We start from the raw sequence: 22,570 nt of genomic DNA, 5'->3' as shown, positions 1-22,570 counted from the left end.
CCCCCTCCCCGCGGCCCCAGCTGGGGCCGGAAATCAGCAAGCTTGCGTGAGTCACTGACCGTCGATGGCCTTGAAGGCGAGGATCCTCGTGCCTGCGGGGCACTTTCCGATGTCCTGCTAGCTAGGCGTGAGACCCCTCGGCGCTGGTTCGGGGCAGATCACTCCTCGGCGCACCAGAGGTTGTTGCAAGACCACCCAGGCTTGCCCAGCGGCGCACACTCGGCCACTCCCGTGCACCCCGTGTGGAACCACCCCGAGGAGCGGGGGAGGCTTCCCTTGGAGGCCATGGAGTCTTCCCAGGTCTCAAAATTGGCGTCTTGAAGGAGGGGCGAGACACCTCCCAGGCCCGATGGGTTCATGAACCCCTGTGCCTGGTTGTCGTGCTCCAGGCCCATGATGTGGCCCGTCTCGTGAGCCAGAGTGTGCCAGTCAATATCGTTGGCGTCGGTCACTGCTGCGAACCCCAGAAACTTGACGGGGGCGTCGGGGGCGGTGACGGCAAGCCCTACGTTGTTGGCGCATAGGGCATCCTCGAAGCAGAGCTCTCTGAGCTCGGTTGTCACATAGATGACGCCGTGGGCAGGCTCCCCGAGCTCTCCGAGTTGCTGGGTGGCGAGCTCGAGATCATCCCACGTCCGCCAGTACAGTTCGTCGAAAAAGTGGACGTTTCGGTCGCCACAAAGACTCTCGAACTCGCTGTTGGAGAGGGAGAGCTCAGTCTCCGTTGGTTGATAGGGGTAGTCCTCCAAGCCAGACGGGCAGGTGTTGGGTCCATCCCAGACGATGGGGCACTCTCCCGGGGCGACGGGACCTGTCTTGGGGCTGAATGTGCCATGTTGGCACGCCTGGACCTCTTGCTGGGTATCAAAGACCCAGCAAGAGAAGGTGCGGTAGTGAATGCGATCGCCGCTGTCAGGCCTGATCTGACTGAGCATCGCGGACGCATCCAGAGCCCAGTCGGCAAAGGTCACCTTCCATGTGTCTTGGAGTTCGGTGCAGATCCACCCCCCGCCCATGATGGCGAAGGACTTGCCGGCCTCGATGCGAGCGCTCGCCTGAGGAAATGCGGCGGACCCAAAGTCGGCGTGGGGGAGACAATTCCAGTCGCACAGCGGTGAAAGGTGAACTCTGAAGGTGAGGCTCGAGCGATTCGGTATCCGGGGGGAGGAGGGTCATCGAGAACCCGGGGAAGGTGAGGGGCGGAGAGCTCAACACCTCCGGTCGGGGTGCTCTCGCGGAGGAGCAGGTTGTCATCACCCTCCAGAACAAGCCGAGTCTGGTACCTCCCCGCGACGTGGGCAGCTGCGAAGAGCTCGAATCGAGGTCGGCTCGTGCGGGCGGGCTCCGACGCGCGGTGCTCCACAAAGTGGCCGAGGGCGAGGGTCTGGATGTGAGTGAGCTTTCGGCGGTTCAGACGGAGTGCGCCACGCTCGTTCGTCCATGTCTCGTGCCGGGAGTCCCATGTCGGGACGAGAACCCAAAGGTCGGAGTCCTCATGCATGAAGGGCTGAGACGAAGTGGCGATCAACACCGTATGGTCTGGCCATCCATTTCGTCTTCGCTCTCTAGCGGTGGCGACACGAGTGAGCGCGTCGAGATCTGGCGCGGCTGTCCACCCTTTCGCGTTCGACTGCGGTGGACGGAGCGACGGAACGCGTGGGCGCTGCGGAACCTCGCCATCAAAATCGGGGCCGACTTCGTCCGAACCTCCGAGGTCTGGCCCATCGTCGTTGCAGGGGCCGCTAGGGAATGACTCTCGTTCGGGGCATGCGACCAGGAGGACGCCCAGGGCGGCGGCTCGGATGTGGTGACTGAGGCTGGGTTGTCTAGTCTCGACGGGATGTGACATGCGGCGGTTGGGCTAGAGGCCGGCGCAGTGGCCAAGTGCGGAGATCTGGTCTTCCGTGAGGTCTTGATGACAAAGACTCATCTTTCCAAACGCGCTGGCTCCACAGTCGGTGAACTGAGGCGTGCTGCAGTCGTCCGCGTGCTCGAGCATGCACTGGATCTCATCTCGGATGGCGGAGGAGTAGCAGCGCATGAGCTCGATGGAGTCCTCGGCCCCAACCCCGGCCGACTCGAGTGTCGTCTCGATGCACTCGACGCCCGCATTGGTGCTGGGCGGTGAAGCGTCGAGGCACTCTTGCTGAGATGAGTAGGGCGGAGTTCCTGGCTCATCCAGGTTGAGGTAGAGGTCAAAGCATCTGCACTGTGTCGAGAGCCTCTCCTCGCGAAGGTCCAGGTACTCTCGAATGGACTCGTCGGGGTTGCTCTGGGCAGGGCAGCCAACGAGGGCTAGCGTGACCGCGGCTGGGAGGAAATCTCTGATGGGCACGAGAAAACTCTACCCGAACTTCCCAGGTCATCATCGAGGTTGGTCAGGGAGCGCGCTCCAGGGCTCTGCGCGCGCGAGGCGCTCGGGTTGACACCCCCGCTCCCGTGCGCGATCACGCCTGCTCGTGAGCCGCGCGGACGTCTACTTCTCGGCCGACGTGGAGACCGACGGCCCGATCCCCGGGCCCTTCTCCATGCTCAGCTTCGCGTTGGTCCCGGCGGGCCGCTTGCTGGCGCCGGTGGGTGATGGCTCGGCGCGCTTCGAGGCGCCCACGCGCGAGCAGCTCGCGGACGCCTTTTACGCCGAGCTGCGCCCGATCTCGCCCAACTTCGAGGCCGAGGCGCTGGCGGTCAACGGCCTCGATCGCGAGGGCCTGATCGAGCACGGCGCGGATCCTGGGGCGGTCATGGCCGACGCGAGCGAGTGGATCGTCGAGCGCTGCGAGGCCCTCGGCGGCGGCGAGCCGGTGCTGGTCGGCTACCCCCTGGGCTTCGACTGGTCGTGGCTGCGCTGGTACTTCATCCGCTTCGGCGGCGAAAGCCCCTTTGGCCACTCCCGGGCCTTCGACATCAAGACCGCGGCGGCCCTCGACCTGGGCTGGCCGGTGAGCGGCTCGGGCCGGGCGCGCTTGCCTGCGGCGCTCCAGCCCGAGCGGGCCCACTCCCACCACGCGGTCGACGACGCCGTGGCCCAGGCGCAGATCTTTTCCAAGCTGATGACGCGGCGCTACTCGAACCAGGACCAGGACCGGGCGTGATGAGCGAGACGATCTTCGACACCCGCCGCGAGCGGACCCGGCGGACGCTCGCGACCTTGCGCGGGAGCTTGCGCGAGCAGCTCGGCGCGGACTACGAGGCGCTGATCGGGGCGCACACCTGCATCTACGCTACGGGCTCGTGCGGGCGCGAGGAGATGGGGGCGGGCAGCGATCTCGACGCCTACATCGTGCGCATCGACGGGCAGGGCGTGGCCAACTCGGCGGCCCTCGAGCGGGCGGTCCAGCGGGCCAACGCCGCGGCCGAGCTCCCGCCCCTGGACGGCGAGGGCAAGTACCTCGAGATGGTCGAGGCCAAGGAGCTCCTCGAGCTGCTCGGTAACCCCGCAGACGACTACAAAGGCGTGCTGACCAAGCGCATGCTCTTGCTGCTCGAGAGCCGGGTGCTCGCGGGCGAGGCGGCCCACACCGCGGCCATCGAGCGGGTCGTCGGGGCCTACTGGCAAAACGCGGACATCATCCGCGAGAGCTACCTGCCCTTCGTGCTGGTCAACGACATCATCCGCTATTGGCGGATCGTGCTGCTCAACCACGAGTGGAAGCTGCGCAAGCGCAAGGACGATCTCGCCGACGACTCGAGCCTGGACGCCGACGAGCGCCGGGCCCGGCTCATGGCCGAGCGACGCTACCGCAGCTACAAGCTCCGCTTCCCCCGCTGCCTGACCTGCTTCTCCGCGCTCACCCACCTGCTCGCGCTCACGGCCACGGACCCGGCCCACGTGTCCCTCGCGGACGCGCTGGCGATGATCCGCATGACCCCCGTCGAGCGCATCCGCGGCTTGCCCGAGCAGGACCTGCCCGAGGGGATGCGCCCGCGGGTGCGCGAGCTGAGCGAGGCCCTGCTCGACGCCTACCGCGAGCACCTCGAGCACACCGACCGGCCCAAGGCCGAGCTGCTCGAGCTCCTGCGTGAGGACCTGGTCATCCAAAAAGCCATCCCCAAGCAGGGGCAGCGCTTCACCCAGCTGATGTTCGAGCTCGTCTCGGTGCTGGGGCAGGGGCGGCCGCTGCACCGCAGCATGCTGGTGTGACCCGGCGGGCCTCGCCGGGCTATGCTGCCGCCATGGTTGGCAGACAGGCGCGCGGCGTGGCGGTGTTGGCGGGGCTCCTGGTCGGGGGCTGCGGGGACGCGGCAAACCCCGGCGCGGACGAGGTCGGCGCGAGCGAGGTGTCGGGTTCGGACAGCGAGTCGAGCTCGGGCACGAGCGCAGGTTCGGAGACGGACACGAGCGCGACGACGGAGGCGGAGACCGAGACCCGCGGGACCGAGACGAGCGCGACGACGGAGACCGAGACTGCGGAGGGCGACAGCGAGTCCGAGGACACGGGGACCAAGTTCGACATGGGCGCGCCGCCGGACGCCCCGCCGCCGGACTGCTACGCCGAGCCCCTCGACGTCCCCTCGTACATCTGGATCGCCAACACCACCGACAGCACGCTGTCGAAGATCAACACCGAGACCCTCGAGGAGGAGGCCCGCTATCGGACCCGGGAGGACGGCATGGGCAACCCCTCGCGGACCTCCGTCAACCTCGTCGGCGACGTCGTCGTGGCCAACCGCCGCGGCGGGATCACCAAGGTCACGGCGCGGACGGACAACTGCGACCCCGAGCGCAACGGCGTGCCCGGGCTGCAGACCTCCACGGGCAAGGACGACGTGCTGCCCTGGGGCGAGGACGACTGCGTGGCCTGGCACGCGCCCATCCCCCACATCGCCAACCGCCCCGTCGCCTGGGACTTCGGCGAGCTCGACGCGGAGACCTGCGAAATCACCAACTCGCGGGTGTGGACGGCCGGCTCCGACGGCGTCGGGGCCAACGCGCACCTCTACATCCTCGACGGCGAGACCGGCGAGCAGCTCGTCGACCAGCACCTGCTCTACTTCAGCCACGGGAGCCTGGGCCCCTACGGGGCGGCCTTCGACCCCGAGCAGAATTTTTGGATGATCTCCATGGGCTTCGGCGCGACCTTGGCCCGCATCGACGGCGAGAGCCTGGCCTTCGACGGCTGGGTCGCGCCGAGCAACGTGGTCGCCTACGGGTTCACCGTGGACAGCTACGGCCGCCCGTGGATCGCCGACTCCGGGGGCGACGGGGTGACCTTGGTGTTCGACCCCGAGACCGAGACCTTCCTCAGCGTGCCCGAGCCAGGCTTTGGCTTCGGCATGGGCGAGTCCAGCGACGGGCGCATGTGGCAGGCCGCGTCGCCGCCCAACGCGGGGCTGCGGGCCTACGACCTCGACACCCTCGAGCTCGTCGCCGAGGTGCCCCTGCCGCTGTTTCAGTCCCGCGGGGTCGGGGTCGACCGCGATGGTTACGTGTGGCTGGTCGAGGTCGGGCCGCGGGCCTTTCGGGTTGATCCGAGCGACGCGAGCTACCAGGTCTACGACGGGCTGGACGAGGCCTACACCTACTCGGACCTGACCGGGGCGGCGCTGCAGCTGGCGGCGGGCTACGTCGCGGGTTAGCAGCTCGCGAGCACCCGCCCCAGCAGCTCGTGGTTGGGCACGCGAGGACGATTGTCCCCCAGAAAATCGCGCTCGTCGGCTCGCCAGCCGCCGTCCTCAGCTCGGGGCGAAGGCCGCCAGGAAGTGGTCCACGACCTGCTCGGCGAAGGCCTTGGGGAACTCCTCGTGCACGAACAGCTTGCCGCCCTCGATCTCGACCAGGCTCGCTGGCCCGGCGAACTGCTCGACCATGCGCTTGGCCGCGTCGAGCTCGAACCACGGGTCGTCGGTGCCCCAGATCAGGCGGACCGGCGCGGTGATCTTTTGGTGCGCCTCGTAGCAGCCGTCGAAGTCCTCGGCGCTCAGGCCGTCGGCGAGCACGAAGACCCCGGCGAAGCGCCGGCGATCTCGGGCCAGGGGGCGCACGAACAGCTCGGCGAGCTCCCGGCGCAGGGCCGGATCCGTCGCGCTCGTCTCCCAGGCCTTCTCTCGCATCGCGCGCAGCTGCAGGCCGAGGAACATCGCCGGCTTGGCCCCGCGGCGTCGGCCGTTGCGGAGCGCGGCGCGGAACAGGCCGGAGTAGTCCTTGGGGGTCTCGGTGTTGCCCAGGGCCAGCCCGACGATGCGCTCGGGCATGTCGGCGGCGACCTTGCGGGCGAAGCCGCCGCCGCTGTCGAAGGCGACGAAGCCAAAGCGCTCGGCGAGGTCCATCTTCTCGATCGCCTGGGCCAAGCTGCTGGTGAGCCCGGCGCAGCCCCGCGGGGTCGCGTCGGTCCAGGTGCTGCGCCCGGCCCCGGGCAGGTCGATGACGTGGCAGGTGAAGTGCTCGGCGAGGATCGGGACGATGCGCCGCCAGGTCTGGCCGTCGACGGGCCAGCCGTGGATCAGCGCGAGGTCGGGCCCGCTGCCGATTTTCCAATAAGGCAGCCGCGCGTGGCCTAGGTCGAGCCAGCGATCGGGCTCGCCCGACAGAGCGTGGGAGACGGCTAGCCCAAAGACGCGCTCGGTGAAGCTCGGCATGGTCGAGACTCTACTGGTTTTTCGTCTGGTTTTTCGTCGGCGCTTGCTCGGACTCGATGGGCACGGTGAGCATCAGGCGCTCCTGGCCGCCCTGCTCCGGCGAGGGCAAGAGCATGCTCAGGGCGGTCTCGCGGATGCAGGTCTGCAGCTCGGGGTCGCGGACCTCGTTGCGCGCGTCGGGGAAGCGGACGTCGTCGATGACGGCACCGAGTTCCGGGTCGCCGGCCATGTCGACCTCGACGGCGAGCAGCCCGACGAGCTCGGGGTCGCGCTCGCGGGCTTGCTCGATGCACTCGTTGGTGAGCGGGAGGAACTCGGCGGACAGGGCCTCGACGGCGGCGGGGTCGAGGCCGATGCGATCGGTGAGCTGGCCAGGCCCGTCGGTCTCGTCGACTTTGGTAGGGGGCTCGGCCCCGTCGCGGCTCGGGCCGCGCGCGCTGGCGGTGCCGCGGGCGTCGTCGGCTTCGGCGAGCTTGGCCAGGCCCGCGCGCACGCGCTGGGCGTCGGCGCGGGCGTGGGTCCGGACGCGCTTGGGCGGCGCCGCGTTCTCGGGGTCGGCTGGCTTCGAGGATGTGCTCGGTTCGGGCGCGACTCCCCGGGCCTCGGCGGCGCTCGGCCTGGGAGGGGCGGCCGGCTCGGGCTCCGGACCTGGGCTCACCAGGAACACGACCGCGCCGATGATGGCGAGGACGAGGAGCAGCGAGGCGGGGAGAATGCGGCGGTCTCGCACCGCTTGGGAGTAGCACGGCGCGCCTCGAGGTCTGACCTCACTCGGCGCGCGCGTCGAGCCAAGCTCGGAGGTCCGCGGGCGCCTCGAGGTCACCCGCGTCCATCGCTTTGCCCAGGCTGTCCACGCAGTCCCGGACCAGGCCCGCGTCTTCGACCTCGTCGCCGTCGCCGATCAGCAGGCGCAGGGCCTCCGCCGAGGCCTCGAGGGCGCGGGCATGATCGCGGCCAGCGTTGGCGACGGTCGCGGCGACATCGAGGGCGCGGGCGAGCTCCGGTGCGTAGTACTCGGGGTCATACTCGAGCAGGGCCCGGGCGGCGGCGACGGCCCGGCCCGCGCAGTCCCGGGCAGCCTCGCGCTGGCCGAGCTCGTCGAAGCTCAGGGCCTGGTCGCCCAGCTCGTCGGCGAGCTCGCCGAGGTGATCTTCGGCTGCGTTGCTGTCGTCGGCGACCTGGGCCTCGAGGGCGGCGATGGCCTCGGCCCGAGGCGCGACGCCCTCGGAGACGCGATCGAGGGCGTCGAGGTCCTTGGCGAGGTTGCTGAGCGCGCGGATCAGGTGCTCGCGCTCGTCGAGCTCGCGGAGGATCTCGACGGCCTCGCGGGTCGCGGCCAGGGAGGACTCGCGGGCGTCGGGGCTGTCGAGCTCGCACAGCGCGATGCCGAGGTTGCTGAGGGTGCGGCCGAGCTTGGAGCGCCACGCGTGGGCTTGCTCGGTGGACTCGCTGGCCTCGGCGAGGGCGCGCAGGACCTCGACGGCTTCGGTGTAGGCGTCGACGGCCTCGGCGTGGCGCTCGCCTCGGTGGAGGTGGTCCGCCAGGCGCAGCAGGGTCCGCGAGAGGTAGTCCCGGCCGAGCTCGGGCGCCCGCTCGGCGACCCTCCGGTGATGGGGCAGGGCCTCGCGCCACGCCTCGATGGCCGCCTCGCGCTCGCCGAGGTTGAGGGCGCGAAAGCCCAGGTTGTCGAGGAGCAGGGCGAAGTCCAGGCCAAAGCCGAGGGCGCCGACGAGGGGGGCGTCGGGGTGCTCGGCGACGATGCGGCGGAGCACCCCGGCGGCCTCGCGGGTGTGCTCGAAGGCGGCCTCGTGATCGTCGAGGGCGCTGCGGTAGACCCCGAGGTTGCTCGAGGTCGTGGCCACGCGGTGGGCCAGGCCCGGGTCGTCGGGGTGATCGGCCGCCAGCGCTCGGTAGAGGGCGAGGGCCTCGCCCGTGGGCTCGAGGGCCGCGGCGATCTGGCGCTGGTCGTAGAGGCTGGCGCCGACGTTCATCAGCGCGAGGGCGAGGTCCTGGCGCAGCTGTCGGTCGAGGGGCAGAGGCTGGGGGCTCTCGGCCAGGCGCAGGCGGGCGAGCTCGACGGCCTCGCGCCCGAAGGCGAGGCTGCGCCCGTGCTCGCCGGCCTCGGCCAGGCGGTTGCTGGCGTTGTTGAGCGCGGTCTGCAGGCCCCAGCGGGCGCGGTCGAGGTCGAAGTCGAGGGCGTGCTCCTCGGCGTGCTCGGGCCCCCGCGTGAGCGCGCCGCGGGCGAGCTCGACGGACTCGTCGGCCCAGCGCAGGGCCTCGGCGTGGCGGCGGACGCTGGCCAGGCGCACGGCGTAGTCGTTGGCCCAGGACGCGCGCTCGAGGGTGAGCTCGAACCAGTCCTCGGCGTCGCCCACGGCCACGGCGCTCAGGCACACGCGCAGGGTCTCGAGGTGGAGCTCGGCGTGGGCGCGGTCGGGGCTGGGGACGGGGAGCAGGTCGATGAGGCGCTCGGCGAGGGGCAGGGCGAAGTCGTCGCTGCCCTCGGTGAGCGCCTCGATGGCCGCCTCGTCCCAGCCCTGGCGCGCCAGGAACTCGCGGGCGCGCTCGAGCTGCTCGGGATCGAAGGCGTGCGTGCTTTGGCCCGGGCTCGCGGCGGTCACCGGCGGACTACACCACATCCGCGGTAACCTCGCACGGCGCCCCGCGTAGGCGACCGTCGACATGCCCGAACTCGAGCTGACCTACTTCGACTTCCCCGGCGGCCGCGGGGAGGCCCCCCGCATGGCCCTGTTCATCGGCGAGGTGCCCTACACCGACACCCGCGTCGCGTTCGCCGATTGGCCGGCCTTCAAGCCCAAGACCCCCTTCGGCGCGATGCCGCTGCTGGCCGTCGACGGCCAGGTCTTCGCCCAGTCCTGCGCCGTGCTCCGCTACGTCGGCAAGGTCGCCGGCCTCTACCCCGAGGACGCCCTCCAGGCCGCCTACTGCGACGAGACCCTCGACGCCATCGAGGAGATCGGCCAGAAGATAGCGATCGCCACCAGCAGCGACGCCGACGAGAAGCAGCGCCTGCGCGAGGCCCTCGCGGCCGGGCCGCTGTCGGACTTTCTGCGCAACATGGGGGCACGCCTCGAGTCCCGGGGCGGGGAGTGGTTCGCCGACGGCCGGCTGACGGTGGCCGACCTGCGCCTGTCCATCTGGATGAGCTACCTGCGCGCGGGCAAGCTCGACCACGTCTCGCCGGAGCTCGCCGACGCGGTCGCGCCCGTGTTGGTCGCGCACCACGAGCGGGTCAAGGCCCACCCCGGGGTGCAGGCCTACCACGCTCAACGCTGAGCCTCGTTCGGCCCCGTCGGCTACAGCGTCCCCAGGGCGATCTTGTAGCCGCCGTCGACCTCACCCTCGGAGATCGTGAAGGGCTCGGCCCACCCGTCGGGGCCGTGGACGTAGGCGACGAGGTCATCCTCGACCAGGCCCTCCTCCCGATACAGAGCCATGACCTCGCCGCCGCCCATGTTGGCGAGGACGTAGGCGCGAGTCAGGTCGAAGCCGGGCGAGGGGAGCACCCCGGTGGTGCTCCAGATCCCCTGGCTCGCGTCGTAGTGGCTGATGTTCCTGGTGTAGTCCGGCGCGAGTCCGACCCAGGTGATGAACACATCGCCGGTCGTCGGTTCGAGCACGATGTCGGGGGTCCCCCAGCCCTCGGCGAAGCCGGTGGCCACGAGCTCGGGCTCGGACCACTGCTCGCCGTCGAAGTGGGCGCCGATGTAGTCGCGGGGCTCGCTCCCGTTGGAGTAGGACTCGGCGCGGAAGCCCAGGTAGGCCTGCCCCTCCGGCGTCGCTCGCACGAACAGCGAGCCCGAGTCGAGCACGCGCTCTTGCTCGTCGTAGAGGTGTTCGGAGCTCCACTCCAACAGCTCGGCGTCGAAGCGGTGGGTGTCGAGGGAGATCCCCGTGGTCGGAAAGTCCTCGCTGGTCACGACCAGGGCGTTGCCCCAGCCGTCGCTGGCCGCGTTCGCGGTCGCGACAGGGGCGATGGGCAGCGTCGAGGTCACGCTCCAGCTCAGGTCGTCCTCGTCGAAGTAGCGCGCCGACGCCTCTTTCACGCCCGGGTCGATCCAGATCGTGTGCGCCAGCGGGCCGCCCTGATCGGACGCGAGACCAGCGCTCACGTTCCACAGCGGGTTGGCTGCCTCGACGAGCAGCTGCGGCGGCGCGAGCTGCTGGCTGCACCAGTCGTCCGTGCCGGCGTCGGGCCCCAACACCAGGCCCCTGAGGGTCGTCTGGGTCTCGTCGATCACGATCAAGTTGCCGTTCGGGCGTTGTCGCGCCCTCGACCACTCGGCCGCCGTGGGCACGGCCTGGCCCCAGCCGTCGAGGGGATCGTAGCAGGCGTAGGCCATCATCCCCGGCCCGTTGGTGAAGGCCGAGACGGCCCGGCCCCCGGAGAGGTGGGAGATGAAGCGCGTGCGCGAGGTGCCCCCGCCCGGGTTGAGCTCGACCTGCGGACCCCAGCCCGCTTGGAAGTCGTAGCGGCGGGCCCACACGGGGATGCCCATGCCGTCGATGAACATGCTCCACTGGACCCAGACCGACTCCTCGTCGATCGCCACCTGCACGCTCTCCCAGCCGTCGAAGGTCTCCCACTGCCAGGGCTCGTTGACGGTCTGCGTCTCGTCCCAGCCGACCTCCGGGCCGTAGAGGCGCAGCTGGAGCTTGTCGCTCGAGTCGAACCAGGCGAAGGCCGCCGTCCAGGGCGAGGGCTCCGGCGGCTCGCCGGTGTCCCCCTCGTCGGTGCTCTCTTCCTCGCTGGAGTCCGTGTCGGTGCTGGAGTCCGCGTCGGTGCTGGAGTCCGTGTCGGTGCTGGAGTCCGCGTCGGTGCTGGAGTCGGTCTCGGTGCTGGAATCGGTCTCGGTGCTGGAGTCTGTGTCGGTGCTGGAGTCCGCGTCGGTGCTCTCTTCCTCGCTGGAGCCCGTGTCGGTGCTGGAGTCCGCCTCGCTGCCCGAGCTCTCCTCGTCGCTGGAGTCGCCCTCGGTGTCGGGGCCAGTGTCGTCGCTGGGTCCGACTTCGTCCTCGCCGAGGGTGTCGCTGGCCTCGTCGCCGGCGTCCTCGACGTTCACGTCGGGCTCGACACAGGCCACCGCGGGGGAGAGCGCGAGGATGGACGCAGTCAGGGCGAAGGCATGGGTCGAGGGTTGCACATAGATGCAATACCGAGCGCGGTCGGTGTGGATCACCCGGCGCTCGGGTTTTTTTCAGAATTTGGGAAAATCTCGTCTTTCCAATTGGACGGTCCAGGGCCCGACATCCTTCGAGCTGTTCGCGCCCGATCTCGAGAACGTCTCCAGACCCTGAGCTGTCGGCCTGTACGGCAGTTCTGTCACACCCTGTCGAGCGGCTCAGGGCGGGCTCAGGCAGATGCCCGCGCTGCAGCCGTCGGCGGCGTCGGGGAGGCTGTCGATGCAGGTCGTGCCCTCTTGGCTGCACGGCTCGCCATTCGCGTCGAGGTCGCAAAACTCCGCGCAGCAGGCATCGCTGTCGCAGCTCGGCAGCTCCTCGGCGTTGACGCAGATGTTCCCGGGCTCGCAGTCGTTGATGAAGCCGCAGGGCTGCCCGGTGGCGATGTCCTGGGTGGTGAACACGCACTCGAAGCCGTTGCCCGCCCAGTAGCAGGCGAGGCCATCGCCGCAGGCGCTCTGGTCGAGGGGGTCGCAGGACGCGACGCAGATCGAGATGACCCCGGAGCCGCTGATCAGGCAGCTGTACCCGCCGCAGGCCTGGGGGTCGCTGGGCTCGGGACAGCTGGGGTTGTCGGCGGACCCAATGCAGAAGCTGTGGCAGGTGCCCTGACCCTCTGCGTTGACGTTCCAGCACATGCTGGTGGCGTCGCAGTCGTCTGTCGCCAGGACGACGCCGTCGTAGTTGCACGGCTCGTCCTGGGCCTGGTCCCCGAGGATCTGCACGCACTTCGTCGCGTCCCAGATGGCGCCGCCGCCCGTGCTCGAGTAGGGCACGCACTTTTCGCCTGGGGGACAGTCCTGCTCGAAGAGGTCACAGGGCGGGGGGCCGCCGGTGCTGTCGTCGTCGGGGATGAAGCCGTCGCCGGTGTCGGTCTCGGTCGACTCGGTGGTGTCCGTGTCCGCCGACGCGGTCGCGGACGACTCGGACTCCGAGTCCCCGGCTTCGTCGGCGTTGCTCGTCGCGGCGTCGCCGTCGTCGACGGCCTTGCCTGGTCCGCAGCCGCTCAGGGCGACGGCCAGCGCGGCGAGGCCGAGGGTGGAGGGGCTGAGGCGGAGCATGGTTGCAACTCTAGCCCGACCCTGGACCGAGCTGGGGAGCCTGGTCCGCGGCGGCGAGTTCCCTGGCGAGGCTGGCGAGGGCGCTGGTCGGGAGCGCGGGCCCGCCCCCTTCGGTCGGTTCGGCCTGCTCGATGTAGGTCCGCAGCGTCGCCCGGGTCTGGGCGCCGACCTTGGTGAAGTGCCAGGCGATGAAGGCCTCGAGGTCGAAGGGGATGAACGCGGGGGCGAGGGCGATGGCGGGGCGAAACAGCCACGGGCGGAGCAGGCGAGACACCCGGGCGGTGGGTTCGCCGCAGTAGCGCGCGGTGATGGCCAGGGCCTCGCGGCCAGCGGCGAGGCCCTGGGCGAGCAAGGGGCCGCGGCGCAGCGCCTCGAGGGACCAGCCGGCGAGCTCGAGGGCGGCCATCAGCGTGAGGCTGACGGCGACCGAGCCCTGGATGGCCTCGATCGTGGCCGGGTTGACGCGGGCGGGGCACTGGCCGGCCCGCAGCGCCGCGACGACGGCCCGGGTCGGGGCGGCCTCGCCGTCGAAGTTGGAGGGCGCGCCCGGGGGAAACCAGTACATGACGCCGGGCTCCGGGTAGGCGTCCGGGCGATCCTTGGGCAGGGGGACCTGGGCGGCCATGAAGGTGATCTGGCCCGTGACCAGCCGCGCCTCTTTGGCGCCCGCGTCCAGCAAGCGCGCGCGGTCGTCGAGGCCCGGGGTGAGCCCGACCAGCACCGCGTCGCCGATGGACCCGAGGAAGGGCGCGAGCCAGTCGCCGTCGAGGCCCGTGGACGGGATGCACAGCCAGACCTGATCCCAGCGCTGAGCGGCGACCTCCCGGGGCGTGGTCAGCAGCTCGAAGTCGCCAAAGTGCACGCCCCGGCTTCGGGCGGCGCGGCCGTCTTGGCGGGAGTTTCGGGGGTAGAGGGTCACGCCCTCGCGCAGGCCGTCGACGTACTTGGGGCGGACGTAGAAGCTGACCCGGGCGCCGCCGAGTTGGATGTGGCGGCCGTAGACGAGGCCCACGGCGCCGGCGCCAACGAGGAGGACTCGCACCGCGGGAGTGTACACGCGGGTCGAGCGGCCCCCGCCCTTTAGTCGTACATGTACGGGACGCCAGCGCGCTTGCGCGCTCGTTTGTAGGCCGGCCGGGCGTGGACGCGGCGCACGTAGTCGAGCAGCGCCGAGTAGCGACCCCCATAGCGGGCCGCGGCGGCCTCGCAGGGGAAGATCATCATGAAGTCGGCTCCGCTCGGGGCGTCGCCGACGAAGAACTCTCGGTCGCGCAGGTGCGAGTCGACGAAGGCCGCGTGCTTGGCGAGGGTGTCGTCGAGGTAGGCCTTGCCGAGCATGGAGGGCACGATCCCCGTGACCGGGCGCAGGAGCGAGGGCGTGCGCTCGCGGACCTTGTCGAACAGGTGCTTCATGATCAGCGGCGGCGCGAAGCTGGCCTCGGCGAAGTGCAGCCAGTAGCGGTGGCTCCGGGCCTGCTCCGGCGCGCTCGCGGGGTCGGGGCGCAGCTGGGGGGCGCGGGTGTCGAGGAGGTGCTCGACGATGTGGGCGGACTCGGCGAGGACGAGGTCGCCGTCCTCGAGCAGCGGGGCCTTGCCCAGGAAGTGCAAGCGCTCGAGCTCCCGCGGCGCGAGCCCGCTGGGCCGGCGCCGGTGGACCTTCATCGTGTACTCGAGCTCGAGCTCCTCGAGCATCCACGCGATGCGGTGGGCTCGGGAGTCGCTGAGGTAGTGGAGGGTCAGCATGGCTGGGCGCAGGGTACACGCAAGCCCTTCGTGGCCCGGTCTGCAGGGGGGGCCTGGCTGTAACGCAGCTGCGACCTCGCCTGGCTGCCCCGCAGCTTCGGGCCAGGTGGTACCCTGGCGCGGGCGCGCGCGCCCGGAATTGAGCCTGCCATGACTGAAGAATCACCAGTCTCCGTGCGCTTTGCCTCCGATGTCGACGGCGACGTCCACTGGGAGGTCTCCGCCTACCAGCTCAGCGAGCGCTTCAACGAGCCCTACCTCATGCGCCTCGAGCTGCGCAGCGAGGACGCGGCGGCCGAGCCCATCCACATGCTCGGCACCGGGGTCACGCTCACCTTCGAGCGCGCCGACGTCAGCCGCGAGATCAACGGCATCGTCGAGAGCGTCGAGGACGGGGTCGCGTCCCACGACCACGTGATCACGGCGCTGACCGTGGTCCCGGCGCTGATGGCCCTGAGCCACCGCCGGACCAGCCGCATCTTCCAGGACATGAGCATCCCGGACATCCTCCAGGCGGTCCTCGACGAGGGCCTGGGGCCCTTCGAGCGCCGCGTCGACCTCGACTTCCTCAGCGGCGACTACCCCGCGCAGGAGTACACGGTCCAGTACAAGGAGAGCGACCTCGACTTCGCCCATCGGCTGATGGAGGAGTACGGCATCGTCTACCGGTTCCGGCACGAGGACGGCAAGGAGATCCTGACCCTGTTCGACAGCGACGCCGCCTACGAGGACCTGCTGTCCTTCGGCAACAACGAGGGCGTCCTGCCCATGGTCGTGGCCGAGAGCCAGACCAACACCCGCGAAGAGGTGCGCGAGTTCTACCGCGAGTCCAAGGTCCGCCCGACCGTGGCCCGCACCGTGGTGTTCGACTGGCTGGCCCCCGAGGCCACCCAGGACGCCGAGAGCGACGAGGCCGCGGACATCGGCGAGCCCAACGGCGCCGTCGTCGAGCCCGCGCGCGAGGACTACGTCCACGACGAGCCCAGCACCTTGTTTGGCTACCGCACCGAGGGCCTGGACTTCGCCGCCGTCGAGGAGCAGACCCGCCTGCGCCGGGTCCTGCACCAGCGCGACGCGGTCCGCTACTTCGCGATGTCGACGGCCACGGGCCTGAGCCCGGGGGTCAAGTTCGAGCTCCTCGACCACCCCCAGCCCGAGCTCGAGGGCACCTACGTGTGCGTGGCGGTCGACCACGCCGGGGGCGACTACGCCTCGGGCTCGATCCCCGGCGAGGACTACTCCAACCGGGTCGAGTGCATCCCCGTCGACCTCGAGTGGCGGCCGGCTCGCAAGACCCCGCGCCCGCGCATGCCCTCGATGCAGACCGCGACCGTCGTTGGCCCGGCCGGCGAGGAGATCTACACGGACGAGCACGGCCGCATCAAGGTCCAGTTCCACTGGTCCCGGGAGACGCAGTACGACGAGAATTCCTCGTGCTTCATCCGCGTGGTCCAGCCCTGGGCCGGCAACGGCTGGGGCTTCGTGTTCCTCCCGCGCATCGGCATGGAGGTCGCGGTCAGCTTCGTCGACGGCGACCCCGACCGCCCGATCGTCACGGGCTGCCTCTACAACGGCCAAAACCCCACGCCCTACCCGCTGCCCGACGACAAGACCAAGAGCACCATCAAGACGGAGAGCTCGCCCGGGGGCGGGGGCTTCAACGAGCTGCGCTTCGAGGACGCCGCGGGCTCCGAGGAGATCTACATCCACGCCCAAAAGGACTTCAACGAGGTCGTGCTCAACGACCACAACACGACCGTCGCTAACAACCAGACCAACAACGTCGACGTCGACCAGACCCAGACGGTCCACGGCAACCAGGTCGAGGAGATCGACGGCAACCAGGACATGACGGTGCACACCAACCGCACCGTGGTCGTCGACGTGGACTTCAAGGAGACCGTGGGCGGGACCGAGACCCGCGACGTGACCGGCGACGTGACCGAGACCTTCGCGGCCAACGAGACCCGGACGATCTCGGGCAACCAGACCGAGGACGTGAGCGGCAACGTGACGCAGACGGTCACGGGCAACACCGAGCACACGGTCACGGGCAACCAGACCGACTCGATCACCGGCTCCCTGACCCAGGACGTGACCGCGGGGATCACCGTCAACACCCCGGCCAGCTACACGCTCACGGCCACGGGCGGCATCTCCTTGTCGGCGCCGGCGGGCTACAAGCTCGTCGCCCCCGGCGGGACCACGGTCGTCGACGCCTTCTTCGACAGCTACGGGGCCAAGAAATTCACGGCCTACGCCAACAAGCTCAACCTCGTCGGCAACAAGCTCGACGCGGTCAACGTCGCCATCGGCATCACGAACATGAAGGTCGACATGGTCGGCATCAAGATCGACCTGTGCCACTTCAAGTACTCGAACAGCCCCCTGGGCATCGAGGACCTGCCGATGAAGTACAAGGTCGGGGCCATCGCCGCGTACATGTACGCGCAGTCCCTGTTCATCTAGTCTCGCCCGAGCTCCGCCCGATGACCACTCCACCTTCCTCTGGACAGCCAGGGCAGCCCGAGATCCCCGAGGCGCCTCCGGGGCTCAAGCGGGTCGCTCGCTTTTTGCTCTTCGCCTTCGTGTTCGGCATGTTCGCGCTGATCGGCGGGCCCTTCATCCTCGAGGGTTGGCGCGAGCATCAGCTGCTGCAAAACGGGGAGCAGGCCATCGCCACGGTGATCGTGCTCGAGGACACGGGCGACCGCGCGAACGAGAACCCGATCGTCCAGATGACCGTCGAGGTCGCGCCCGAGGGGCGCTCGCCCTACCGCGCCCAGCTCCGCACGCCGATCTCCGTGGTCGCGCTGCAAAACTACAGGGCGGGGGGCAAGGTCTACGTGCGCTACGACCCCGAAGACCCCAAGCAGGTCGCGCTGGTCGGTCCGGTGCTCGAGCCGCCGGCGCCCGCGGCCCCTCCGGCCGCAGCTCCGGCTCCGGGGGGGAGCGCGGAGGCGAGCGCGGCGGCTCCAGGCGCGCCCGCTGCTGCCCCGGCAGCGCCCGCGGAGGCGAGCGCGGCGGCTCCTCCCGCCGCCGCTGGAGACCAGGCGCCTTGAAGGTCCTCAAGCCCAGCAAGCTCAGCGTGCTGACCCGGTGCTTCGAGAACCGGCGGCGCTATTACATGGGCGTCTCGGTGCTCGCCTTCGTCCCGCTCGGGGACGAGGCCCACCTGCTGCCCGAGGCCGCGCTGTGGACCTTCGCGGCCGAGCGCCTCGGGTCCGAGGGGGTCCTCGACGTGGGCATCCCCAAGGCTCGGGCCGAGTTCCTGGTCCACGGCAGCGCCTACGCCCCCAAGGGCGTCGCGGTGCCCCAGGTGGTCGTCGCGGCCCGGGTGGGCACGCTCGAAAAGAAGCTGCGGGTCTCGGGCGACCGCTACTGGCTCGGCCGGGCCCGGGCGACGGATCCCCACCCGTTTACGGAGATGTCGCTGGGCTGGGACCGGGCCTACGGCGGCGAGGACTACCCGCGCAACCCCCTGGGCCGGGGCCGCGCCGAGGTCGAGGTCATGGGCCAGCGGGTCATCCCCCTGCCCAACATCGAGGACGCCCACGGAATGGTCTCGAGCCTCGGCCAGGCCGTCGAGCCCGCGAGCTTCGGGCCCATCGACATCAGCTGGCCGCAGCGCAACAGCCTCGCCGGCACCCACGACCAGCGCTGGCTCGAGGAGCTGTTCCCGGGCTTCGCCGCCGACGTCGACTGGGGCGTGCACAACATGAGCGCGCGGGACCAGCAGCGCGACGGCTGGTGGCAAGGCGGCGAGGCCTACGAGCTGTGGAACATGCACCCCGACAAAGAGCGCGTCGCCGGGGTGCTCCCGCGCTGGCACGGCCGCGCGTTCATCACCCGGCGCATCGGGGACCCGCGCAAGGCCACGGAGGACAACCCGACCCGCGAGGTGTTCGAGGAGGTCCCGCTGCGCCTGCAGACCCTGTGGTTCTTCCCCGACGCCGAGCACGGGGTGTTGATCTGGCAGGGCTCCGTCGAGATCGCGACCGACGACGGCAGCGACCTGGTCCACCTGCTGCTCGGGGCCGACGGCCTCGACGATCTGCGCCCGGCCAGCCACTACGCCGAGGTCCTCGCCCGGCGCCTCGACGAAAAAGAGGGCGTGTTCGCGGCCCTCGACGACGCGCCCTTGCTCCCGCCCGGCGAGGCCGAGGCCGTCGAGCCCACGGTCGCCGAGGCCATGGAGGGGCGCGAGGGCCTTTTGCAAGACAACTTGCACAAGTGGAAGGTCAAGCAGTTCGAGGAGGCCCGGGCCTTCGTCGCCGCCCAGGGCCTCGACCCGGACATCCACGGCCCGTCCATGCCGCCGCCCCCGTCGCCCCCGCCCAAGCCCTCGGACCTGCCCAAGCTCATCGAGCAGGCCAAGGCCGAGGCCGAGGCGATGAAGGCCGAGCAGGCCGAGCGCCAGGCCCAGGTCGAGGCCGAGCTCGACGCCAACCCCGTCGACGGCTTCGACGCCCAGGCCCTGCGCGACGAGCAGGCCACGCCCTCGGGGCCGCCGCAGTTCTCCGCCGAGACCCAGCGCGGGGCGCTGGTCGTGATCGCCCAGGAGTGCCGGGCCCAGGGCTGGATCAACGACGAGATCGAGGGGATGATCGCCGACGAGGCCCTCTACGCCTCGTGGAAGGAGGCCGAGCAGAACCTGCGCGCGGCCTACCGCATCAGCGCCCACACCCAGCCTCCGGCGCCGCCCATGGCCGAGGAGGACCTCGAGGACGCGCGGACGGTGCTGCGCAAGTCCCTCGAAGCCGGGCGCCCGGTGAGCGCGCTGAACCTGACCGGCGGGGACTTTCGCGGCCTGGACCTGCGCGGGGCCGACCTGTCCGACTGCTGGTTCGAGGCGGCGCGCTTCGACGACGCCGACCTGCGCGGGGCCAAGCTCGACCAGACCGTGCTCGCCCACGCCTCGCTGCGCGGGGCCAAGCTCGACGGCGCGAGCTTGACGGAGGCGAACCTCGGCAAGGCCGACCTGGGCGGGGCGAGCCTGCGCCAGTGCGACCTGAGCAAGGCGATCTTCGTGGGCACCAAGCTCGCGCGCACGGTGATCGCCGGCTCGACCCTGACCGGGGCCAACTTCAACGAGGCGAGCTTCGAGGGCGTCGACGCCAGCGAGGTCCAGGCCGAGGGCTTCATCCTGTCCGACGCCAAGTTCGTCGGGGGGAGCTTCCGCGGGGCCCGCTTCGAGCGCGTGCTGTTCGCCCAGGTCGACCTCGAGGGGGCGGATCTCTCGGGCATCGGCATCCACCGCGGGGCCTTCATCAACTGTCCCGCCAAGGGGGCGAAGTTCGAGGGCGCGAGCCTCGACAGCGTGGCCTTCGTCCAGGACTGCCCCCTCGACGGGGCCAGCTTCGTCCACGCCAAGGCGGCCCGCTGCAACTTCCGCGAGATGTCCCTGGACGGGGCCGACTTCAGCCACGCGACCCTGGACGGGGCGGACTTCTCGAAGGCCTCGCTGGTCGGGGCCAAGTTCTACCGCGCGGTCGCCAAGGAGGCGCGCTTTGACCGGGCCGACCTGCGCGAGGCCTCGCTGCTCGCCGCCAACTTGATGCAGGCCTCCTTCGCCCACGCGCTGATCTTCGGCGTGGACCTGCGCGGGGCCAACCTCTACGGGGCCGACATGGCGCGGGTCCAGAGCGACGAGCGGGTCCGCCTCGACGACGCGCTGCTGACCAAGGTCCGCATCAACCCTCGCTACCACGAGCCCGTGGTGGAGCGTGACCAGCAATGAGCGAGACCAAAGTCGACCTCCCGCGAGAGATCCTCGACGCCGAGCAGCTCCAGGCTCGGGTCGCCAACGGCCAGATGGTCGGGGGGGTCCGCGTCGCGGGCCTGGACCTGCGCGAGGCCAAGCTGTGCGGCGGGCAGTTTCAGCGCGTGGACTTCTCCGGCTGCAAGCTCGACGGCGCCGACCTGCGCGAGTCTTTGTTCGCCGAGTGCGAGTTCGACGGGGCCTCGATGGTCGGCGTGGACCTGCGCCACGGCCTGCTCGGCTCGTGCCAGCTCGCCGACGTGGACATGCGCGAGGCGAAGCTGTGCTCGCTGATCATGGACAGCGCCAAGGCGCCGCGGCTGAACCTGCGCGGGGCCGACCTGCGCCGCTCGACGGTGTCCCGCGGCGCCCTCGAGGGCCTGGTGCTGTCGGGGGCCAAGCTCGAGGCCTTCTCGCTCCTCGACTGCGAGGTCGCGGGCCTGGACCTGCGCGAGACGGCCCTGGTCGGCAGCCTGCTCATGGGCGCGGACATGCGCGCGGCCAAGCTCGAGGGCGCCCGCTTCGAGCGGGTGGTGTTCTCCAACGCCGACTTCTCCGAGGCCGCGTTCCCCAAGCTCGACGCCAAGGTCTGCCAGTTCACGGGCGCCAAGCTCGACGGGGCCTCCTTCGTGGGCGCCAACTTCGAGCGCGCGAACTTCCAGGGCGCGTCGCTGGTCCGCGCCGACCTGTCCGAGATCCACGGGGTCGGGGCGATGTTCGCCGAGGCCGACCTGAGCGGGGCGAGCCTGCGCTCGGCCAGGCTCTACCAGGCCCTGTTCCTCGACGCCGTGCTCGAGGGCAGCGACTGCTCCGGGGCCGACATGCGCCAGTGCATCTTCCACCGCGCGCGCTGCCACCAGGCGCGCTTTCTCGGCGCGCGCCTGGCCGAGGCGGACCTGTCCGAGGCGGACATCCGCGAGGTCGACATGAGCGGCGCCCAGATGTTTCGGGCCCGGCTCCACAACGTCCAGGACCAGGGCGCGCACATCCCCAACCGCGCCGTCACGCTGGGCACGGACCCCGAGCTCGCGGCGGCGCAGAACTGGCAACCGAAGTACTGAGCCATGACCCAGCCCAGCCCCAGCTCCAGCTCCAGCTCCAGCTCCCTCGACGCGCCCGCCCGCCCCGCGGCCGCGGAGTTCGGCGGCGCCCTGGCCCAGCGGGCTGCCCGCGTCCGCGCCGTCGCCGAGGGCGAGGTCTTCGTCGACGACGGCGGCCAGTCGCGCCTGGTCCGGGTCGCGGCGAGCTGCCTGCTCGAGCCCCTGGTCGACGACCTCGTGCTCATCGTCGCGCCCGCGGACGATCCCGGCGGCTACATCCTGGCCGTGCTCGAGCGCCGCGCCGACGCGCCCGCGACCCTGGCGGCCCCCGGCACGGACCTGACGATCCGCGCGGACGAGGGGCGCGTGCGCGTGACCGGGCAGACCGGCGTCGAGCTGGCGACCCCCGGGACCCTCGAGCTGCGCGCCGACGAGACCCGGATGCAGTCGCGCTCGGTCAAGCTGTTCATCGACGAGTGCGCCGCGATCGTCCGCTCGGCCTTCGCCTCGCTGACCAAGCTCACCCACGTCGGCGAGGCCGTCGAGCTGCTCGTCTCGCGCTTCGTCCAGCGCAGCGAGCACAGCACGCGGGTCGTCGCCGGGGTCGACTACACCGAGGCCCAAGAGGTCGACCTGCGCGCAGAGAACAACGTCCACGTCCGCTCGGAGCGGACCGTGGTCAACGGCCGCGAGGTCGTCAAGCTCGACGGCGGGCAGATTCACCTCGGCTGACGCCACCTGATAAACTGGAGCCTCCACGATGTACGGCAACTCGCAGATGATGGGCCTCGACACCGGCTTCCCGGACGTGTGCCTCACCCCCAGCCCCGCCGGGCCCGTGCCCATCCCTTACCCGAACATCGCCACCGGGCCCATGGGCGTCCCCCCGGCGGCCACGGTGATGTGGATGTGCACCCCGGCCCACAACATGGGCACGACCGTCCCGCTGACCAACGGGGACAACGCTGGCGTGGCCACGGGGGTGGCCTCGGGCATGGTCATGGGGCCCTCGCGGCACTTGACCGCCTCGTTCACGACCCTGGTGAGCTGCATGCCGGCGACGCGGCTGACGAGCATGTCGCTGCAAAACTCGACCAACTGCCCCGGGGCGCGGGTGGTGCCGAGCCAGGTCAAGGTGCTGATCCTCGCGCCTTGAGTGGGGTTGGGACCGCGCTTCGCGGACGCGGGCT

Annotated in this window: 19 protein-coding genes; 10 read left to right on the top strand and 9 right to left on the bottom strand. The window is 70.5% G+C overall.

Translation table 11 applies throughout. The features are described 5' to 3' along the window. Positions 1 to 158: 158 nt before the first annotated feature. Both PPSIR1_RS23000 and PPSIR1_RS22995 read right to left on the bottom strand, forming a co-directional pair. Positions 159 to 971, bottom strand: coding sequence for a M12 family metallo-peptidase (locus PPSIR1_RS23000; protein ID WP_157595869.1), 813 nt, complete (start codon positions 969 to 971; stop codon positions 159 to 161). An 890-nt stretch (positions 972 to 1,861) separates the two neighbouring features. After that, the gene (locus PPSIR1_RS22995) at positions 1,862 to 2,335 is read right to left on the bottom strand and encodes a hypothetical protein (RefSeq protein ID WP_006973558.1); all 474 of its coding nucleotides are present in this window, start codon (positions 2,333 to 2,335) and stop codon (positions 1,862 to 1,864) included. Positions 2,336 to 2,459: 124 nt separating this feature from the next. Between PPSIR1_RS22995 and PPSIR1_RS22990 the strand changes: the two genes are divergently transcribed. Genes PPSIR1_RS22990 through PPSIR1_RS22980 form a run of 3 tightly spaced genes read left to right on the top strand, consistent with a single transcriptional unit; the run spans position 2,460 to position 5,577 of the window. Continuing rightward, on the top strand, positions 2,460 to 3,092 hold the full coding sequence (locus PPSIR1_RS22990) for a 3'-5' exonuclease (protein WP_006973557.1): 633 nt from the start codon (positions 2,460 to 2,462) through the stop codon (positions 3,090 to 3,092). Beyond that, positions 3,092 to 4,141 (top strand): nucleotidyltransferase family protein, encoded by a 1,050-nt coding sequence (locus PPSIR1_RS22985; protein WP_006973556.1) that lies wholly within the window; start codon positions 3,092 to 3,094, stop codon positions 4,139 to 4,141. The genes PPSIR1_RS22990 and PPSIR1_RS22985 overlap by 1 nt, the downstream gene beginning before the upstream one ends. Before the next feature lie 32 nt (positions 4,142 to 4,173). Continuing rightward, complete coding sequence (locus PPSIR1_RS22980) at positions 4,174 to 5,577, top strand: Vgb family protein (protein WP_157595868.1); 1,404 nt, start codon at positions 4,174 to 4,176, stop codon at positions 5,575 to 5,577. A gap of 96 nt (positions 5,578 to 5,673) precedes the next feature. Here PPSIR1_RS22980 and PPSIR1_RS22975 read toward each other — a convergent pair whose 3' ends face one another. From PPSIR1_RS22975 to PPSIR1_RS22965, 3 genes are read right to left on the bottom strand one after another with little or no spacing between them, the layout of a single operon-like run. After that, the gene (locus PPSIR1_RS22975) at positions 5,674 to 6,576 is read right to left on the bottom strand and encodes an alpha/beta fold hydrolase (protein ID WP_006973554.1); all 903 of its coding nucleotides are present in this window, start codon (positions 6,574 to 6,576) and stop codon (positions 5,674 to 5,676) included. 10 nt (positions 6,577 to 6,586) lie between these two features. After that, entirely contained in the window at positions 6,587 to 7,306 is a 720-nt protein-coding gene (locus PPSIR1_RS22970) for a hypothetical protein (RefSeq protein ID WP_006973553.1), read from the bottom strand. A gap of 37 nt (positions 7,307 to 7,343) precedes the next feature. Then, complete coding sequence (locus PPSIR1_RS22965; protein ID WP_157595867.1) at positions 7,344 to 9,260, bottom strand: tetratricopeptide repeat protein; 1,917 nt, start codon at positions 9,258 to 9,260, stop codon at positions 7,344 to 7,346. On the opposite strand from PPSIR1_RS22965, the gene PPSIR1_RS22960 reads away from it, so the two are divergent. Then, positions 9,259 to 9,873 (top strand): glutathione S-transferase family protein, encoded by a 615-nt coding sequence (locus PPSIR1_RS22960; RefSeq protein WP_006973551.1) that lies wholly within the window; start codon positions 9,259 to 9,261, stop codon positions 9,871 to 9,873. The genes PPSIR1_RS22965 and PPSIR1_RS22960 overlap by 2 nt on opposite strands. Before the next feature lie 20 nt (positions 9,874 to 9,893). On the opposite strand, the gene PPSIR1_RS22955 is transcribed toward PPSIR1_RS22960, so the two are convergent. The 4 genes from PPSIR1_RS22955 to PPSIR1_RS22940 all read right to left on the bottom strand — a co-directional run bounded on the left by PPSIR1_RS22955 (position 9,894) and on the right by PPSIR1_RS22940 (position 14,579). Then, complete coding sequence (locus PPSIR1_RS22955) at positions 9,894 to 11,738, bottom strand: hypothetical protein (protein ID WP_157595866.1); 1,845 nt, start codon at positions 11,736 to 11,738, stop codon at positions 9,894 to 9,896. Positions 11,739 to 11,936: 198 nt separating this feature from the next. Continuing rightward, positions 11,937 to 12,836, bottom strand: coding sequence for a hypothetical protein (locus tag PPSIR1_RS22950; protein WP_006973549.1), 900 nt, complete (start codon positions 12,834 to 12,836; stop codon positions 11,937 to 11,939). A 10-nt stretch (positions 12,837 to 12,846) separates the two neighbouring features. Then, positions 12,847 to 13,878 carry a ketopantoate reductase family protein gene (locus PPSIR1_RS22945; protein WP_006973548.1) on the bottom strand — a complete coding sequence of 344 codons (1,032 nt, stop codon included), beginning with the start codon at positions 13,876 to 13,878 and terminating at the stop codon, positions 12,847 to 12,849. A gap of 38 nt (positions 13,879 to 13,916) precedes the next feature. Continuing rightward, a complete protein-coding gene (locus PPSIR1_RS22940; protein WP_006973547.1) occupies positions 13,917 to 14,579 on the bottom strand; it encodes a glutathione S-transferase family protein in 663 nt (220 codons plus the stop codon). Between the two features lie 174 nt (positions 14,580 to 14,753). On the opposite strand from PPSIR1_RS22940, the gene PPSIR1_RS22935 reads away from it, so the two are divergent. Genes PPSIR1_RS22935 through PPSIR1_RS22910 form a run of 6 tightly spaced genes read left to right on the top strand, consistent with a single transcriptional unit; the run spans position 14,754 to position 22,536 of the window. Beyond that, positions 14,754 to 17,048, top strand: a complete 2,295-nt coding sequence (locus tag PPSIR1_RS22935; RefSeq protein WP_006973546.1) for a type VI secretion system Vgr family protein — start codon at positions 14,754 to 14,756, stop codon at positions 17,046 to 17,048. A gap of 20 nt (positions 17,049 to 17,068) precedes the next feature. Beyond that, on the top strand, positions 17,069 to 17,641 hold the full coding sequence (locus tag PPSIR1_RS22930; RefSeq protein ID WP_157595865.1) for a DUF3592 domain-containing protein: 573 nt from the start codon (positions 17,069 to 17,071) through the stop codon (positions 17,639 to 17,641). Further along, complete coding sequence (locus PPSIR1_RS22925) at positions 17,638 to 20,319, top strand: DUF2169 family type VI secretion system accessory protein (RefSeq protein WP_006973544.1); 2,682 nt, start codon at positions 17,638 to 17,640, stop codon at positions 20,317 to 20,319. The genes PPSIR1_RS22930 and PPSIR1_RS22925 overlap by 4 nt, the downstream gene beginning before the upstream one ends. Continuing rightward, entirely contained in the window at positions 20,316 to 21,401 is a 1,086-nt protein-coding gene (locus PPSIR1_RS22920) for a pentapeptide repeat-containing protein (protein ID WP_006973543.1), read from the top strand. Before PPSIR1_RS22925 ends, PPSIR1_RS22920 begins: the two co-directional genes overlap by 4 nt. A gap of 3 nt (positions 21,402 to 21,404) precedes the next feature. Continuing rightward, positions 21,405 to 22,112 carry a DUF3540 domain-containing protein gene (locus PPSIR1_RS22915; protein ID WP_006973542.1) on the top strand — a complete coding sequence of 236 codons (708 nt, stop codon included), beginning with the start codon at positions 21,405 to 21,407 and terminating at the stop codon, positions 22,110 to 22,112. Positions 22,113 to 22,140: 28 nt separating this feature from the next. Next, positions 22,141 to 22,536 (top strand): DUF4150 domain-containing protein, encoded by a 396-nt coding sequence (locus PPSIR1_RS22910; protein WP_006973541.1) that lies wholly within the window; start codon positions 22,141 to 22,143, stop codon positions 22,534 to 22,536. The last annotated feature ends 34 nt before the right edge of the window (positions 22,537 to 22,570 follow it).

Source organism: Plesiocystis pacifica SIR-1 (genome assembly GCF_000170895.1).
GTDB lineage: Bacteria > Myxococcota_A > Polyangia > Nannocystales > Nannocystaceae > Plesiocystis > Plesiocystis pacifica.
This window is presented reverse-complemented; position numbering and strand designations above follow the sequence as displayed.

Bases quoted from the DNA above. Each gene is read 5' to 3' on its own strand.
- PPSIR1_RS22985 (WP_006973556.1), top strand. From the start codon at position 3,092: ATGAGCGAGACGATCTTCGACACCCGCCGCGAGCGGACCCGGCGGACG.
- PPSIR1_RS22980 (WP_157595868.1), top strand. From the start codon at position 4,174: ATGGTTGGCAGACAGGCGCGCGGCGTGGCGGTGTTGGCGGGGCTCCTG.
- PPSIR1_RS22975 (WP_006973554.1), bottom strand. From the start codon at position 6,576: ATGCCGAGCTTCACCGAGCGCGTCTTTGGGCTAGCCGTCTCCCACGCT.
- PPSIR1_RS22960 (WP_006973551.1), top strand. From the start codon at position 9,259: ATGCCCGAACTCGAGCTGACCTACTTCGACTTCCCCGGCGGCCGCGGG.
- PPSIR1_RS22965 (WP_157595867.1), bottom strand. From the start codon at position 9,260: ATGTCGACGGTCGCCTACGCGGGGCGCCGTGCGAGGTTACCGCGGATG.
- PPSIR1_RS22950 (WP_006973549.1), bottom strand. From the start codon at position 12,836: ATGCTCCGCCTCAGCCCCTCCACCCTCGGCCTCGCCGCGCTGGCCGTC.
- PPSIR1_RS22940 (WP_006973547.1), bottom strand. From the start codon at position 14,579: ATGCTGACCCTCCACTACCTCAGCGACTCCCGAGCCCACCGCATCGCG.
- PPSIR1_RS22930 (WP_157595865.1), top strand. From the start codon at position 17,069: ATGACCACTCCACCTTCCTCTGGACAGCCAGGGCAGCCCGAGATCCCC.
- PPSIR1_RS22920 (WP_006973543.1), top strand. From the start codon at position 20,316: ATGAGCGAGACCAAAGTCGACCTCCCGCGAGAGATCCTCGACGCCGAG.
- PPSIR1_RS22915 (WP_006973542.1), top strand. From the start codon at position 21,405: ATGACCCAGCCCAGCCCCAGCTCCAGCTCCAGCTCCAGCTCCCTCGAC.
- PPSIR1_RS22910 (WP_006973541.1), top strand. From the start codon at position 22,141: ATGTACGGCAACTCGCAGATGATGGGCCTCGACACCGGCTTCCCGGAC.